This window comes from Bradyrhizobium ingae (genome assembly GCF_055791185.1).
This window is the reverse complement of record NZ_JBVUBB010000023.1, coordinates 46,517-62,336: the sequence shown is the minus strand read 5'-3', so window position 1 is coordinate 62,336 and position 15,820 is coordinate 46,517. Positions and strand designations below refer to the sequence as shown.

Annotated in this window: 13 protein-coding genes; 4 read left to right on the top strand and 9 right to left on the bottom strand. The window is 64.7% G+C overall.

Features of this window, described 5'->3' with window-relative positions:
- Window positions 1–3: 3 nt before the first annotated feature.
- Window positions 4–1,197: an efflux RND transporter periplasmic adaptor subunit gene (locus ACV1FX_RS27595; protein WP_473120717.1), complete on the bottom strand. Its 1,194-nt coding sequence runs from the start codon at window positions 1,195–1,197 to the stop codon at window positions 4–6.
- Window positions 1,198–1,433: 236 nt separating this feature from the next.
- On the opposite strand from ACV1FX_RS27595, the gene ACV1FX_RS27590 reads away from it, so the two are divergent.
- Window positions 1,434–2,231 carry a transporter substrate-binding domain-containing protein gene (locus ACV1FX_RS27590; protein ID WP_473120716.1) on the top strand — a complete coding sequence of 266 codons (798 nt, stop codon included), beginning with the start codon at window positions 1,434–1,436 and terminating at the stop codon, window positions 2,229–2,231.
- A 342-nt stretch (window positions 2,232–2,573) separates the two neighbouring features.
- Here ACV1FX_RS27590 and ACV1FX_RS27585 read toward each other — a convergent pair whose 3' ends face one another.
- The 6 genes from ACV1FX_RS27585 to ACV1FX_RS27560 form a co-directional block, all read right to left on the bottom strand.
- Complete coding sequence (locus ACV1FX_RS27585) at window positions 2,574–3,809, bottom strand: acyltransferase family protein (protein WP_473120715.1); 1,236 nt, start codon at window positions 3,807–3,809, stop codon at window positions 2,574–2,576.
- An 81-nt stretch (window positions 3,810–3,890) separates the two neighbouring features.
- On the bottom strand, window positions 3,891–5,033 hold the full coding sequence (locus tag ACV1FX_RS27580; RefSeq protein WP_473120764.1) for a helix-turn-helix domain-containing protein: 1,143 nt from the start codon (window positions 5,031–5,033) through the stop codon (window positions 3,891–3,893).
- A gap of 116 nt (window positions 5,034–5,149) precedes the next feature.
- Complete coding sequence (locus tag ACV1FX_RS27575) at window positions 5,150–6,478, bottom strand: MFS transporter (protein WP_473120714.1); 1,329 nt, start codon at window positions 6,476–6,478, stop codon at window positions 5,150–5,152.
- 115 nt (window positions 6,479–6,593) lie between these two features.
- Window positions 6,594–7,442 (bottom strand): fumarylacetoacetate hydrolase family protein, encoded by an 849-nt coding sequence (locus ACV1FX_RS27570; protein ID WP_473120713.1) that lies wholly within the window; start codon window positions 7,440–7,442, stop codon window positions 6,594–6,596.
- Complete coding sequence (locus ACV1FX_RS27565) at window positions 7,439–9,046, bottom strand: bifunctional 3-(3-hydroxy-phenyl)propionate/3-hydroxycinnamic acid hydroxylase (protein ID WP_473120712.1); 1,608 nt, start codon at window positions 9,044–9,046, stop codon at window positions 7,439–7,441. Before ACV1FX_RS27565 ends, ACV1FX_RS27570 begins: the two co-directional genes overlap by 4 nt.
- A complete protein-coding gene (locus ACV1FX_RS27560; RefSeq protein WP_473120711.1) occupies window positions 9,043–9,945 on the bottom strand; it encodes a VOC family protein in 903 nt (300 codons plus the stop codon). The genes ACV1FX_RS27565 and ACV1FX_RS27560 overlap by 4 nt, the downstream gene beginning before the upstream one ends.
- Before the next feature lie 173 nt (window positions 9,946–10,118).
- On the opposite strand from ACV1FX_RS27560, the gene ACV1FX_RS27555 reads away from it, so the two are divergent.
- Entirely contained in the window at window positions 10,119–10,847 is a 729-nt protein-coding gene (locus ACV1FX_RS27555) for a GntR family transcriptional regulator (protein ID WP_473120710.1), read from the top strand.
- Here the strand turns inward: ACV1FX_RS27555 and ACV1FX_RS27550 are convergent.
- Together ACV1FX_RS27550 and ACV1FX_RS27545 are read right to left on the bottom strand one after the other, a co-directional pair.
- Window positions 10,829–12,322, bottom strand: coding sequence for a flavin-containing monooxygenase (locus ACV1FX_RS27550; protein WP_473120709.1), 1,494 nt, complete (start codon window positions 12,320–12,322; stop codon window positions 10,829–10,831). The two genes, ACV1FX_RS27555 and ACV1FX_RS27550, sit on opposite strands and share 19 nt — an antisense overlap.
- 108 nt (window positions 12,323–12,430) lie before the next feature.
- Window positions 12,431–12,880 carry a cupin domain-containing protein gene (locus ACV1FX_RS27545; protein ID WP_473120708.1) on the bottom strand — a complete coding sequence of 150 codons (450 nt, stop codon included), beginning with the start codon at window positions 12,878–12,880 and terminating at the stop codon, window positions 12,431–12,433.
- Between the two features lie 174 nt (window positions 12,881–13,054).
- Between ACV1FX_RS27545 and ACV1FX_RS27540 the strand changes: the two genes are divergently transcribed.
- Window positions 13,055–14,080, top strand: coding sequence for an AraC family transcriptional regulator (locus ACV1FX_RS27540; RefSeq protein WP_473120707.1), 1,026 nt, complete (start codon window positions 13,055–13,057; stop codon window positions 14,078–14,080).
- A 225-nt stretch (window positions 14,081–14,305) separates the two neighbouring features.
- Window positions 14,306–15,817 carry a helicase HerA domain-containing protein gene (locus ACV1FX_RS27535; protein ID WP_473120706.1) on the top strand — a complete coding sequence of 504 codons (1,512 nt, stop codon included), beginning with the start codon at window positions 14,306–14,308 and terminating at the stop codon, window positions 15,815–15,817.
- Window positions 15,818–15,820: the final 3 nt, after the last annotated feature.

Genomic DNA, 15,820 nt, shown 5'->3' with positions numbered 1-15,820 from the left:
CTCCTACTTGGCAGAGGCCTGCGGTTGCTCGATCTTCGTGAGTTGCGGATCGATCTTCTGGCCCGGGATCACCCGCAGCAGCCCTGCGATCACGACACGGTCGTCCGGCTTCAGGCCGCTTTCGATCACGCGAAGGCCGTTGTCGACCTGACCGATCTGCACCTTGCGCTGCTCGACCGTATTATCGCTGCCAACGACCAGCAGATAGCGGCCGCCCTGGTCGCTGCCGAGCGCGGTGTCGGGGACGAGGAGCGCGTTCTTGTCCTGGTCGAAAGGCACGCGAACGCGGACGAAATAGCCGGGCAGCAACACGCGCTTGTCGTTGGGCACGAGGCCGCGCACCGCGAGCGTGCCGGTCGAGGAATTGAGGGTGGGCGAGACATAATCGAGGTGGCCCTCGTGCGGATAGCCGGTCTCGGTCTGGAGGCCGACCTCGACCGGCAACTGCTTGATGTCGGCGACGGTCATTCCGCGCCGCAGCGCCTCGGCACGGATGCGCAGGACGTCCTGCTCGTTGACCGTGAAGTTCACCCAGATCGGGTCCAGCGCGACGATGGTCGCGAGCTGTGTCGGGGAGGAGACGCCGACGAGTTCGCCGATCGAGACCAAGTGCGCGCTGACGATGCCGTCGAACGGTGCGCTGACCTTGGTGTAGCCGTAATTGACCTCGGCGAGCCTTGTGTTGACCTGGGCCTGCTGGAGACTGGCCTGGGCGTTGTCGCGCGTTGAGGTCGATGTATCGAGGGTTGATTGCGAGACCGCCTGGCGCTGCACGAGCTCGGTCTGCCGCTTGAAATCGGCTTCCGCTTGTTTGACGGTTGCCTGGGCGCCGACTTCGGCCGCCTGCGCCTGCTCGAGCTTGAGCTTGTAGGTCTCCGGCTCGATCGTAAAGAGCTGGGTGCCCTGCTTGACGAAGGTGCCGTCCTGGTAATCGATCGTCTGCAGAAAGCCCTGCACACGTGCCACGAGGTCGACGCTCTTGATCGGCGCGGTGTTGCCTGTGGCCTCGACATAGCGCGTCACCCCCCGCTGCACGGGTATTGCGACGTCAACCTTAGGCGGAGGTGGTGGCGCATAGACGTTCTTCTGATCGCAGCCGGCAAGTGCGACGATGGCGGTCATCGCGGTGATGAGCCGCCCGAACTGTCCAGGCCGTTGATCGTGCCGTGCGGGACAAGCGAGATTCGCGCGCGTCATTGCGGTGTTCCCCGTCTGTTGTATGCCTGCGGCAGGTCGCCTTGTAATTTGATAGCAACAAACGGGGGGCCGTGGAACACCATAGCCATGGCGGCGCGATGGTCTTGCAGTGCGAAGAGCGGCACGGCATGTGACAGTTTTGTCTGCGATTCCAACAAATCCGTTTTTCACCGGGTACATCATCGATCACAATTTCGAAGTACCGTGGACGACGGACGAGCGGACGGGGGAGACCAATGACATGCCGATCTCGATCTGGCACGGCCTGTGCCGGCCTCGCGCTCGCCGCGATGATGGCGGTGCCGGTGATGGCGGAGGACCTCGGGGCTGAAATTGCCCCGACCGGCAAATTGCGCGTCGCCATAGCGATCAGCCCGGCCGGCGGCGCGTTCTGGTCGACCAGGACGGACGCAGGTTTCGCCGGCGTGCCCGTCGACCTCGGCAAGGCGATGGCGGCCGAGCTCGGCGTATCAGTCGAATATGTCGTGTACGACAATTCCGGCCAGATCACCGATACGGCGGCGAAGCGAAGCTGGGACGTCACTTTCCTGCCAAAGGATCCCGAGCGCGAGACCAAGATGGCGTTCGGCCCGATCTATGAGGTCGCGGATGCGACCTATATCGTCAAGGCAGGATCGGGTGTGACCAGTTTTGCAACGCTCGACCAGCCCGGCATCAAGGTCGCCGCCGTCAACGCCACGACCACGATGCGCGGCGCGGTCGCGCATCTAAAGGCCGCGAAGGTGACGGGCTATCAGACCTATGACGAGATCTTCGAGCGGCTGAAGAACGGCGACATCGACGCCTTCGCGCTGTCGCGCGACCAGCTCAACAAGATGGCGCAAAAGATTCCCGGCGCGCGGGTGCTGGAGGAGACTTTCAAGAAGACGATCACGGCGGTCGCCGTGCCGCTCGGCCATTCGCAGGCACTGGCGTTCGTCACCAGGTTCATGACCGATGCGCTCACCAATGGCACCTTGCGCAAGGCCTATGACGCCAACGGCCTGAAGGGCGCGCCGATCCGGACCGAATAGGGCATCCGTCGAACGAACGCGCCCAGTCACAGAACCACGCCTACACGCCGGAACAGCAGGCCTATGACAATGGCAATGCTGATCTGTTTCCGAAATATACCGGGCGCGGCACAGCCGGCGCCGTCGGCGCTTTCGGTACTAACGCCAGGTGAAGGGCCATTTCCACGGCAACACCGTCACCGCGTTCTGAAAAATTTCACGCCAATGTCGACGTCAGCGATCCGCCGTTCGATCGCCACCTCGGCGATACGCCGGCGATGACGGCGCAGGACGAGGCCGACATCATCGCCTTCCTCAAGGCACTGACCGACGGCTATCAGCTGGAGCGCTGAGCTCGCGGCCTCACGGCGCGGCGGGACCTGCGGCGACGATGGCGAGCGGTTGCTCGCGCCGCAAGCGGCGGCCGTTCAGCACCGTGCCGATGAAGGTGTAGCGCACCATCCATTGGTAGCTCGCCAGCATCACGGGAATGGCGACCAGGAGAATGGCCGCGAATTTGAACGGCCATGCCCACTCGAGCTGGGAGACCAAGACCTGGAGCGCCATGACGATCGGCATATGGATGAGATAGAGCCAATAGGAAGCATCGGCGAGATAGCGCCGCGCCGGGCTGAAGCCGGATAGAAACCGCAGCGCAATTCCGATGCTGGCAAAGGTCGTCGTCCAGATCGCAGGCGCGTAAGCGATGGCGCTGGCGAGCCTGATCGTTCCGACGCTGACCGGCAAGGCCCGCGCGGCCGGTACGGAGAGCACGAGCGTCAGGACGAAGCTGATTGCGATCAGAATGATGGCCGCGACGAGATTGGAGAGCCAGCGCGTCCTCAAGATGCCGAGCAGATCGATCCGGCGATGCAGCAGCCAGCCGAACCCGAACGCGACGCCGAAGCCGATCAGCGCCTGCGCATTGGTCACGAAGGACTGATCCGGCGTGCGGACACCGAACCAGCCCACCCAGGTCGGATCGAGGCTGAAAGCCACGCCGATCGGCACGGCGAGAACAGCTGGCGCGAGCCGGCTTCGCATGAGGCCGGCGATCAGGTGGTCGATGCCGGCCCGAAGCTGGCCGGTCCGGTCCAGCCAGGCGACGCCACAGCGCATCAGCAGGGTGGCGGCATAGAGCTCCAGCAGCACGTAGAGAAACCAGAAATGGGCGAGGGGAAATTTGGGCAGCGCCGGCGGCCAGGGACTGCCGGACACCGGTCCACCATGCGGGAAGGTGCTGGCCCAGATCGTGACGGTTGCCATCGCGGCGAAAATAATCGGCCAGCCGACGAGGAGCGGCAGCCCGATCCGCTGGAGCCGGTCAGTCATGAAGTCGAGCGGCCCGCGGCGATGGAAGCTCATATGGGCGAAAAAGCCGGCCATGACGAAGAATGTCGTCATCCGGAACACGTGGATGACGAAGAACAGCAGTGCCAGAGTCATGCTGGGCTGGATGTCCTGGATCACCCAGAACCGTGTCGGCGCCGGGACGAAGGAGAGCGTTGCGTGGAGGACGATGCCGAGCAGAAGCGCAAAGCCTCTGACGGCGTCGAGGGCGTGGAGACGTTCCGCGGCGGGAGCGGTCGGGTTGGACATGATGGCCTCGGGAACAGGAGGGACGACGTCGGTGAGCCTGCCTGACGGCGAGGATCCGCTCTCGCCCGATCCACAATTCGGCTAGCCGAATCCTTGGGACGATTGGCCGATTTTGCGATTCGTCTCGCTTTCGACCTCTGGCGCCTGCGCGCGCGCCAGGGCGTCGCGCCGGAATTCGGTGGGCGTCATGCCGGTTGCGACCTTGAAGGCACGATTGAAAGGACCGATCGATTGGAAGCCGGCGTCCATGGCGATGGTCAGGACCGGGACGTCGCGCTGGCTTGTGTCCGACAGCGCCGCCTTGGCATCCTCAATCCGGTAGCTGTTGAGGAAGGCGTTGAAGTTGCGATAGCCCAGCCCCTCGTTGATCGCTTCCCGGAGCCGGTATTCGGGCAGATCGAGCATCGCCGCCAGCCGGCCGATCGAGAGCCCTTCCTGCCGGTAGACACGCTCGACGGTCATCAGGCTTTCGAGACGGCGCAGCAGCGCCGGGGCGATCGATGCGCGATCACCCCCGTTCGGGGTGGCCGCGACCTCGCTGTCCGCATTGGGCGAGGCAATAGCCGCGGTCGCATCATGCGGAGTCGCGGTGGTCTGGGCACCGAACAGACCGAAACCCCCGAGCATCGCCAGCATGAACAAGCCGGCCGCTGTGGCAAGACTGCCGGATATGCCGCCGCCGGTGACGGGCGGAGGCGGCAGGCCTGTTGCGGCGATGAGGACGACGAAGACGAGGTTGATGACGAGTGCCACGGTGCGCAATCGGCGTCGCCGGGCGACCAGGTCGGCACGCCAGGTCTTCACCATATGAACGGCGGCGGACAGCATCAGCAGGACGACGACCACCGCCAGCACATCGGCGCCGCGGTGCGCGATCGCCGGATAGCTCGTCCAGGTGAGGCTGACCGCAAAGCTGAAACCGACCATGACAAGCCACATTGCAGCATGCCAGGGCAGGGGGACGAAATCGTCCTCGAATGTGATCCGTGCCCACAGCCAGATGACGACGGGTTGCCCGGACAGGATCGACAGCGTCCACCAGAGCGAGGATTTCGGGATGAACGGTGCGGTCGCGATCGCGAAGGCCGCGCCGCCGGCCGACATGGCGATGCCAAGCAGGATGTGCTTGTTGAAGGGCCGCAGACGCAGCAGCACGAGCACCATCAAGAGGAACACGCCGCTCGCCGCACCGCGAAGCCCGAGATCAAGCGCCGAGAGACCCATCGTGGTCACAATTCAGATTATCCCGTTCGGTGCTCCCAATCTCGCACCCACCTTGCACCGGGACAATCCAAAATTGCGGCCGGCGGCCGGACTTTCCCGGCCGCCGCGCGTCGAGGCTACAGGGCGCGTTTTGAACTCTCCGGCGCCAGAAGGATGCCGATGAAGGCGCAGACCGCAATCGCCTCGAAATAGAGGATCACCGGCGTGAAGCTGCCGCCCGCTCCTCCCATCAGCGCTGTGCCGACCAGCGGTGCAATGCCGCCGCCGAGGATGATGCCGAGCTGCTTGCCGAGCGAGGAGCCGCTGACGCGGACTTCAGTCGGAAACAGCTCGGCCGTGAAGGCGGCTTCAGGCGCGAACATCAGCGCGTGAATAATGCCGATGGAGACGACGAGGCCCATGATCAGCAGCGTCGGATCCTTGGTCGCGACAAGCTGGAAGTAGATCGGGTACCACGCCGCGGCGAGCAGGATGCCAAGTGCCATGAATGGGCGCCGGCCGAAGCGGTCCGAAAAGCTCGCGATCACCGGCACCATGCACATCTCCAGCACGTTGGCGACCATGGTGCCGAAGGTGACGTTGGACTGCGCCATGCCGAGCGTCTTCACGGCATAGCCGAGCACGAACACCGTGCTCATGTACTGGAACGTGCTGTGGACCATGTTGGCGAGGCAGCCGAACAGCACTGATTTTTTCCACGACCGCAGCACATCGAGCAGCGGCGCCTTCGGCCGCGCGACCTTCGCTTCGATCGCCCTGAATAGCGTGGACTCGTCGACCTGGAGGCGGATGTAAGTGCCGAGCACCACCAGCACGAGGCTCAGCACGAAGGGCGCGCGCCAGACCCATTGCGCAAAGTCCTGCGGGGTCGAGACGAAGCCGAGCAGGGCAATGAAGCCGGATGCCAGGATCACGCCGATCGGGCCGGAGGCGTTGACAAAGGAGGCGAAGAAGCCGCGCCTTGCCGAGGGTGCATTCTCCAGCGTCAGCGACACGGCGTTCATGTATTCGCCGCCGAAGGCAAAGCCCTGGACGAAGCGCAAGGCGACCAGCGCGATTGGTGCGAGCAGTCCGATCGCGTCATAGCTCGGCAGGCAGCCGATCAAGAAGCTCGCGATGCCCATCAGCACGAAGGTGATCGTCAGCATCGCCTTGCGCCCGAGCCTGTCGCCATAATGGCCGAACACCATGCCACCGAGCGGTCGCGCCACGAAGCCGACCGCGAATGTCGCGTACACCGCCAGCATGCTCGCGGTGGAATCCATTTTCGGGAAGAAGAAGCGGTCGAACACGACCGGCGCGGTGAAGGCATAGATGAAGAAGTCGTAGTGCTCGATCACCGATCCGAGCGAGGACGCGACCACGAGCTTGCGGTACGCGGGCGTGATCGGCGCTGCATCGGTCTGTCCCGTTACCCCGACCATGACATCTGCACTGTTGGTCATGACGTTGCCCTCTGTCTTGTTTGCGTGTTTTGACGTCAGGAGCGTGCCGGCGCGCGGCCGAAGCCGCCTGGGCTTCGCCGCGGCCGTTGCAGGCAGCTTCCAATGAGCGGATCGCTCACTGCGCCTCGTCGACGATCGGGTTGCGCAGCACGGCGAGCTTCTCGACCTCGACCTCGACGACGTCGCCGGGCTTCATCCACAGCGGCGGAGTGCGCTTCGCGCCGACGCCGCCCGGCGTGCCGCTGACGATGACGTCGCCGGGCTCGAGCCGCGTGAAGGTCGAGCAATATTCGATCTGGCGCGGAATATCGAAGATCATGTGCTTGATCTGCGCCTCCTGCACGACCTGTCCGTTGAGGCGGGTGGTGAGCTTCAGCTCGGCAAGTTCGCCGAGCTCGTCCGGCGTCATCATCCACGGGCCGAACGCGCCGGTGTCCGGAAAATTCTTGCCCGGCGTGAACTGATGGGTGTGGCGCTGGAAGTCGCGGATGCTGCCGTCGTTGTAGCAGGCATAGCCGGCGACATGGCCCATTGCTTCGCTGCGGGAGATGTAGCGCCCGGCCTTGCCGATGATGACCGCAAGCTCGCCCTCGAAGTCGAGGTCGGTCGAGACGCGCGGCCGGATGATCGGCTTGAGATGCCCGGTCTGGCTGTTGGCGTAGCGCGAGAAGATCGTGGGGTGCTCGACTTCGGCGCGGCCGGTTTCCTTGCGATGCGTCTCGTAGTTCAGGCCGACACAAAGGATCTTGTCCGGATTGGGTACGACGGGCAGCCAGATGAGCTGCGCAAGCGGCGTGGCAGCCGCCTTCGACTTGGCATCCGCAACGCCGGCGAGGGCACCTGCGAGGGCCGCCCGGAGATCGCCATAGCGTGACGCGAGCACCGCGCCGACATCGAAAAAGTTGTCACCCTCGACGACGCCCCAGGTCGTCCGTCCGTCGATCGCAACGGTTGCGAGTTTCATGCTGTCTTCTCCATTCTTAAGTCCGGATTGTGATTGCCGTGCAGGCGCGAGCTGATGTCGTGCAAGAGGTGGTCGAGCTCGGAGGCGCTGCGCGCGGTGCCGAACACGTAGTGGTCGGGCCGCACGATTGCGGCCACGATGCCGTGACGGTCGAACCAGCCGGCGAGCACGCCGTCGGTCTCTTCCAACGTATCCGGTTTGCCGGCGCCGGCCGGAGCGATGGCCGTTGCGGGCAGATCGGGATGTGCAGCGCACAGTGAGGCGAGCAAGGACGCGTCGCTGCGGCGGCCATCGATGAACACGCGCAAGCCGGGACCTGTGACCTTATCGAGCAGGCGGGAAGCGCCTTCGCTCGCGATCCTCGGCTGCGGAAACAGGCTGCCGCGCGCCGCGCCGTCCTGCTTCGACAGAAAGCCTGCGCGCAGCGGCGGGATGATCTCCTGCCGCGTCAGCGCGAGCGGTTTGCCGCCGCCGTCAGCCAAGATTTGCGCGTCGCGCCGGCGCGCGGCCGCCGGATCGCGTTCGCAGATCGACTGGCCGATCGCCTTGATCTTGCTGGTCAGCTCGATGACGTGCTGCTTGCGCTCCGCCGTGTAGCTGTCGAGCAGTGCTTCGGGCGAGGTGCCCTTGAGCACGCGGTCGAGCTTCCAGACGGTGTTGGTCGCATCGCGCAGGCCCTGGCACATGCCCTGGCCGATGAAAGGCGGCTGCTGATGCGCGGCATCGCCCGCGATGAGAATGCGGCCGTTGCGCCAGTTGGCTGCGACGAGCGCGTGGAAGCGATAGGAGGCAGCGCGCCACAGCTCGCCGTCTTCAGGCCTGAGCCAGGGCGAGAGCAGCGTCCAGACGTTCTCCGGCTGCTCCATCAGCCGCGGGTCCTCGCCCGGCAGCAGCATGATCTCCCAGCGGCGATGATTCTTCGGGCCGATCAGGAAGCTCACGGGTCGCGCCGGATTGCAGAACTGCGCGGAGTTTTGCGGCAGCTTTGCGACAGCGCCCTGATTGACGCGCACGTCGACGACGAGCCACGGTTCGTCGAAGATCAGATCTTCGAGCGGAAGCTGCGCGATCTGCCGCACCGTGCTCGATGCGCCATCGCAGCCCAGGACATAGCGCGCGGTCACCGTTCGCGATTGTCCGTCGGCGTCTTTCAGCTTAGCTTCGACGCAATCGGGCCGTTGAACGAGATCGACCAGCTCGACACCGAGCTCGGCTCGCACGCAAGGGAAGCTCAAGGCGTGACGGCGCAGCTCGGCCTCGACCGGCGGCTGGCTGAACACCATGCTCGGCGTGTAGCCGAGCGGGTAGGGCTTTGCGACCATGTCGATGCGCCGGATCAACTGGCCGTCGGCGCCAAAGTGCTCGGACGCGGTGAAGGGTTCGACGTAAGGCGCGATCGCCTCCGCAACGCCCATATTGTCGAAGTGACGAAAGATCTCGTGATCGAGCGCGATCGCGCGCGGCTTGTCGTAGATGCCGGTGAGGCGATCGATGACGAGCGTGCGATGGCCGAGGTGGCCGAGCAGGCCGGCCGCAACCGCGCCGGTCGGCCCAAAGCCGACGACGAGCACATCGTAGTCGGTGGTGGCTGGAGACATCGTCATGCGCGCGGGCCCGCATCGAACAGCACGGAGAGCTGAGCCGTCTTGCAGGTGTCGCTCTTGGGTGGCGCGATGCCCCATTGATCCGTGCGCCCGGGCGGCCAGACCCATTCGGTCGGTCCCTTGGCACGATAGCTGTCGTCGACCTGCAAAACCTCGGCGGTGTATTCGATGACGACACCGGTCGGATCGACGAAATAGGCGAACACGTTGTCGCCGGGGCCATGCCGGCCGACGCCCCAGCCAATCGGAAAACCGTGATCGACCATGCGGCCGGACCCGCGCATCACCGACTCCAGGTCCGGCATCAGGAAGGCGACGTGGTTGAGGCCGTTGACCTTTGCTTCTGCAAGGACGACGGCGTGGTGATCGCTGTTGCAGCACAGGAACGCCATCAGCTTCGAGCGGTCCGTCAGGCGAAAGCCGAGAACCTGCTGATAGAAGCTCGAGAGCCCTTCGATATCGGCGCTGTTGATGTTGACATGCGCGAGGCGCTCGGGCCGGTCAGCGACGACGCGCGCCGTTTTGGTGCGATCGCCATGGACGAACTCGATGCAGCAGCCCTGCGGCTCGCGGATCACGAAATGCTCGCCGCCCGATGGCGCAAGTGACGGGCCGGGTGGCGTGATGATCTCGCAGGCAGATTCGCGTGCGCACGCGAACAGGCGATCGAGGTCCTCGCGCGAGCGTGCGCGAAAGCTGACCTTGCGGAGCGCTGCGCGCTCGCCTTGTGTCAGTTCGAGAACGTGGAAGTCCGCACCAGTGGCGGCGAGATAGATCGTGCCGTCGGCTTCCGCGGCGAAATCGAGCCCCCAGACCTTGGTGTAAAAATCGGCCGAGGCACTCAGGCGAGGCGTCGTGATCTCGACGCTGCGCAAGGCCGCCACCGGAAAATCAGACATCGGGCTTCCTCGTCAAAGGTTCAGGCTGTCCGAGAACGCCGGATCGCTACGAAACCTGTTGTTCTTGGTGCATCGATAATCTATATAAAAACGGTCGTAAAGAGAAAATTTATAAATTATCGTGTCCTTAAGCGCTGATGTACAAAAAACGCCGGTGAATCAGTGGGCCTCTCATGAGCTCTGACCTGTCGAGCCAGAAGATGGAGCAGCCGGCGACGCTGGCAACGAGCATCTATGCCCGTCTCAAGGCGGACATTCTGACCACGCGTCTCGCGCCCGGGCGCAAGCTCCAGTCGCGCTTCCTGATGGAGCACTACAATGTCGGGCAAACCCCGCTCCGCGAGGCGCTCAACCGCCTGACCACGGAGGAGTTCGTCGTCGGCATGGAGCAGCGCGGCTTCTATGTGAAGCCGGTCAGCAAGGATGAGCTTCAGGAGCTGACCAAGACGCGCTGCTGGGTCGAGGGCCTCGCACTTCGCGAGTCCATGCAGAGCGCGACCCAGGCCTGGGAGGAATCCCTTCTGGTCACGCATCACCGGCTCGACCGCACGCCGCGCTCGCTGGATCCCGAAAAATTCGAGGACAATCCGGATTGGGAGAAGGCGCACCGCGCCTTCCACGCGACGCTGATCGGGCTATGCGGCTCGCGCCCGCTGCTCGGCTTCTGCGAACAGCTCGCCGACCGGCTCTACCGCTACCGCATGATGTCGATCGCAAAGGCCTATCCGGTCCGCAAGGTGGGCACGGAGCATGCGCAGATCCTTCAGGCGGTGCTCGACCGGAAAACGGACGAGGCCGTCGCGCTGCTGCAACGGCACTATCAGCGTACGGCCGACGTGATCTACTCCGATCTGGAGACCGTGCTGCCGAAATCCGACGTGGCTCACGCCGCCGCGCGATAGTCCGGCGCCGAGGCCAGATATCTCGCATAGGCATCCGCATCGGGCGGTAGGAAGCGCTCCGCGAGGCCCCCTCGCTTCTGCTCCTTCGCGCCGATGTCGGCGATCAGCTCGTCGAAATGCCGATAGTGGTAGGGCGCGACGCAGAGGCCGCCATAGACCCCGGCTGCCGGACGCTCGACGCGCTTGAAGTGCAGCATCATCTCGATGTTGTCGCGCATCGTTTGCGCCGTGGGTTGGTTTGCGAGCTGCCCATCGGCGTAGCGCACGAGCCAGTTGGCGGCGAGGTCTGCGCAGAGCACCGTGCAGAACGACGAGTTGAAGCCGACAAAGCCCATGTCCGGCAGATCGGGGTTGGCGATCAGGCGATAGAGCCGGTACTGGCCATCGGCGTCGACCAGTTTTGACTGATAGGCCGCAGGCAGGAATGGCACGCCGAGCTTGTAGCCGATCGCGAGTACGGCGACGTCGGCCTCGACGCGCTCGCCGCCGCTCATCACGATTGTGTTGCCCTCGTAGTGATCGAACGTGCCGAACACCGCCTTGATGCGGCCGTCGGCGACCATCGGGTAAAAGCCCGGAGTTGCGATCGGCACCGAGCAGTTGACGCCGTCCTCGATACGCTCCTTCGGCACCATCCTGCATTGCTTGAGCTTGAGCTGCGCCTTGAGCAGGCTCTCCAGCCCGCGCCAGTTCGCCCATACCAGCGGCGCCGTGATGCGATGCGCCAGGCGCGCCAGCGCGCTCGCGCCCCAGCCTGGAAACATCTGTTCCTGGGCGCGGATGTAGAGGATGCGCTTGAAGTTGACGAGCCCGCCGATGAAATAGGGGATGCGCCAGACCGGCTCGCGAAATACGATCGTGACCTCGCGCGCGCCAGCTTTCACAGCGTTCACCGCGATGTCGGTCGCCGATTTCGAGCCGCCGAGCACGACGACGCGACGGCCCTTGGCGATCGAAGAGTCGTTGTACTTGGAGGAATGCAGGATCTGGCCGCCCTGCGCCTTGAAGGTCTCTTCGCCGGGACAGCTCAGCTCGCGTGGCTCGTTGAACTGACCGGTGCAGACGGCAACGAAATCGAAGTCCTCCTTCGACGTCGCACCGGCCTTGTCCGACAGCGCGAGCGTCCAGCCGGGCTTGCCGTCGTCGCGTCGCTCCATGCCCGCAACCTTGGTGTTGAGGCGCAACATGCGCTCGAGGCCGAAACTTTTCGCGTAGTCGTTGAGATAGGCGTGCACCTGCGGTCCCGTCGGCCATTCCGGATAGGCCTCCGGCATGGCGCGGTCGGTGTAGCGATAGAGATCCTTCGGACTTTGCGTCTGTACCTCCGGATAGGAGCGTGCCGGCTCCCAGACGCCGCCGAGGTCGGCGCTGCGCTCGACGATGGTGACCTTGTGGCCGCGGGTGGAGAAGGCTTTAGCGGTGGCGAGGCCGGAGACGCCGGCGCCGATCACGCAGACATGCTTGGGGCTGACCATGGGCTTGCTCGCAATTGGTGATGTTTTGGACGCAGCAGGTCCCGTTCGGCCGCAAAGCGCGGCCGCTGGACTCGCGACGGACATGAATTGGACGAGGAGGTGTGCCGTCTAGTCGTTGGCCTCGGGCGGCAGGAAATCCACTTCGTGCTGCGCCGAAATGCGCACGACCTCGGCCGGATCGGCGAGGTTGTGAAGCATGTTGAACAGCGCTTCCAGCTTCTGCATCGGCGAGACCCAGAACATCGCGCGCGCCGGCTTGTCGGACTTGTTGAAATAACCGTGGGGAATACCGCGCGGCATGCGTACGAGGTCGCCGGCCTTTGCCTTCGTCCACACCCCGTCGAGCTTGAGGTCGAGCACGCCTTCCTGCACCAGGATGAATTCGTCCTGGGTGGGGTGGATGTGCACCGGCACGAACTGGCCGGGCTCGCTGTTGGTCTCGAACGCGAAGGTGGAGTCGCAGATGGCTTTGGGGAAATAGAGCTGCCCTAAGACGTTCCAGCTCTTGCCGCCAAAACCCGTACCGCTTGCAGTAATGCCTTTTTCGAGTGCAGTCATGGCTCCCTCCATAAAAAGACCGGCGGGAAGGAGCATCCGTCCGGGGCGAGGGGCTGTCTATCCGCTAAACGAATCTGCTGCCCTGCAGCACGATGTTTTTGCGGGGCGGCTCTTTTCGGAGCTGTGGAACTATTATAGGCTTAAAATAATCCGCATCGCCAAGCATGGTCGACGATGTCCGCAGCCGAGCTGAAAATGGGCGCGTCCAGGTCCCGAGCCGAAAGGCTTGCGGCCTTTGCCCGCGTCGCGACCACGGAAGTCGACGAGGCGGCCGACCAGATCGGACGCATCTTCTGTCCGCATCAATTGCAGCCGCTTCAGGCGAGGGCGCCCGGCTTCTACGCCCGGCACAATTGCGCGGCCTTTGACGGCTTTTCCATCAATTATGTCGCCTATGGCGGCTCGGTCACGATCGATCCCGGGTGCCTCGAGCGCTTTTTCCTGGTGCAGATCCCGCTTCACGGATCGTCGCGGATCAGGGTCGGCGCACGCGATCTGGAGACCTCTCCCGCTTCAACCGCCTCGCTGCTGTCGCCGACGAGGCCGATCCGGATGGTGTGGGAGGATTGCGCGCAGCTCATCCTGCTGCTCGACCGCCGCCTGGTCGAGCAGCGTGCCGCCGCGCTGTCGGGGCGTGCCGTCGGCACGGTGGAGTTCAATCCGGCGATCGATCTCAATGCCCGGACAGCGCGTAGCCTGTGGGCAAAACTCGACGAGGTGATGACGCTCGCCGAGCACCTGGGGCCGGCCGGAAAGCTTCCGGCGATCGTCATTGCCGACTGGCGCGAGATGCTGCTCGATTGTCTCCTCAATGGCCAGCAACATGGCTTGTCCGACGCCATCCGCACCTTCTCAGGGCGGGCCGAACGGCTGCCGCGCGCGCTTCGCGCCGCCCGCGATTGCCTCGAGGCCAAGGCGGCTGAGCCGCTGGACCTTTCGCAGCTAGCCGCGTCCGCGGGCATCGGCATCCGCGCGCTTCAGCTTGGCTTCCGCCGGCATTTCGGCCTGTCGATTTCCGAGATGCTGCTCGACATGCGCCTTGCCGCGCTCCACGCGCGTCTGTCGCAGGGCGCGCCGGACTGCTCGATCACCGATGCCGCCTTCGATCTCGGCTTCACGCATTTGAGCCGCATGGCTGGGGCCTATCGTGAAAAATTCGGCGAGACGCCCTCCGCAACGCTCAAGCGCCGGCTGAGTTGAGGCGGCAACCTCATCACCTCACGCGAATTGTGCGAGGCCACGGCCGACGGACCAATTTTCTTTCTCCGCCTCGAGCACATGTTGATGAACACGTTCTCCGCTACGGCTCAACGAAAAAAGCCGCCAGCACGCTAGTTCCTTTTGAACACTGAGCGGTGGGCGCTCGACGGCTCGCCATCAGCTTGATAAGCCCCTCCTCCGCGAAGGAAGGGCTTGAGTCGGGACATGACCGTTGCGATCGAGATGGGGCATACGACGGCAGGCGCCCCGGCGACCCTGGACCTCGAGGAACTGCTGGCGACTCGCCTTCTCGTGCAGGGAAATTCGGGTTCCGGCAAGTCGCATCTGTTGCGCCGGCTCCTGGAGCAGAGCGCGCCCTGGGTGCAGCAGGCGATTCTCGATCCCGAAGGCGACTTCGTCACGTTGGCGGAGCAGTTCGGGCATCTCGTGATCGAGGCCGAGGATCACACCGAGCGCGGTCTTCAGGTCGCCGGCGAGCGCGCGCGCATCCATCGCGTCTCCACGGTGCTCAATCTCGAGGGGCTGGACGCGGAGAATCAGATGCGCCGTGCGGCCGCCTTCCTCGGCGGGTTGTTCGAGACCGAGCGCGATCACTGGTACCCGATGCTTGTGGTGGTGGACGAGGCGCAGCTCTTCGCACCGGCTGTTGCTGGCGAGGTGTCGGACGAGGCGCGAAAGCTCTCGCTCGGCGCGATGACCAACCTGATGTGCCGTGGCCGCAAGCGCGGGCTTGCCGGGGTGATTGCGACCCAGCGGCTGGCAAAGCTCGCCAAGAATGTCGCGGCCGAAGCCTCCAATTTCCTCATGGGCCGCACCTTCCTCGACATCGATATGGCGCGTGCCGCCGATCTGTTGGGGATGGAGCGGCGGCAGGCCGACGCTTTCCGCGACCTCGAGCGTGGACAGTTCATGGCGCTCGGCCCGGCGCTCTCGCGCCGTCCGCTCGGCTTGCGCATCGGCGCGACCGAGACGAAGCCCCGCAATGCGACCCCGCGGCTCCTGCCGCTGCCGGAAGCGACGCTCGCGGACGCCCGCGCAATCATCCTCGCCGCCCCGCCGCCCGAGGCGAACAGGCCGCAGCGCCGGCAGGCGCCGGACCTGCTCGGCCAGCTCATGGCGGCAAAGTCGGCGGCGCCGGAGATCCGTCCTGAACCGGTGGAGCAGCAGCCGAGTGCCGAGGAGCTGGCGGAGCGGCGCGAGCGCCTCGACCGCATCCTGCGCGCCATTCTGGCCGAGCCGGATGCAGGCTTCCGCGCCATCGGCGTGCTCTATCAGGAGTTTGTGGTCCGCTGCCGCATCGAAGGCCTCGGTTCGGCCGCGCCTGACTTGAGCGAATTCCGCCGCATGCTGACGCGCGCCCGCGCGGGCCTTGCTACCGATATCGCGGAGGACGATGCCTGGCAGGACGTCACGTTGCGTGCCTCGATCCTGCCGGAGGACATGCAGGGCGTCTTCATGATGATCGCTCGCGCCGCCAAGGAGGGCTGGCCATGTCCGGGCGATGCCGCGATCGCGCGCGCCTATGGCTCGCACTCGCTGCGCCGCGCGCAGCGTCTCCTCACTTATATCGAGGAGCAGGGCCTCATCGTCTGCCAGCTTGACGGAGCCGGGCGGAGAATTGTGACTCTGGTCGAGCTCGCCTGGGCAACTGCGCCGGGCGATCCCAACGCCGACGAGCTGCCGGCCGAGCAGAGTTGCAGCAGCGCGTCGCTGTGATGC